The sequence below is a fragment of the Pseudomonas sp. 51_B genome, from assembly GCF_017491595.1.
GTDB lineage: Bacteria > Pseudomonadota > Gammaproteobacteria > Pseudomonadales > Pseudomonadaceae > Aquipseudomonas > Aquipseudomonas promysalinigenes.
In genome coordinates this window covers 1-243 of the sequence record NZ_JAFGYW010000585.1, presented here as the reverse complement: position 1 = coordinate 243, position 243 = coordinate 1, and the positions used below count along the sequence as shown (strand labels likewise).

1 pseudogene is annotated in these 243 nt (G+C 58.8%); it reads right to left on the bottom strand.

What is annotated here, in order from left to right:
• Positions 1-126 (bottom strand): annotated as a pseudogene (locus J5M56_RS26305) (DedA family protein); the annotation flags it as partial.
• Positions 127-243: the final 117 nt, after the last annotated feature.

Genomic DNA, 243 nt, shown 5'->3' with positions numbered 1-243 from the left:
CAGCAAGTAACGGCGCGGCGAGTAACCGGACAGGCCGATGGCTACCGGCATGACCGTGCGCAGGCCGTAGACGAAGCGAAAGCTCAGCACCCAGATGTCCGGATGGCGACGGATATGCTCCAGCGCAATCAACACGAAGAAGAACGGCACGGCCAGCAGAATCAGATCCATGGGCAACGCTCTCTTAGTTCATTCACACAGAGTAGGACGCGCCCCCAGTAATCCCTATGGCCACATCTGCCA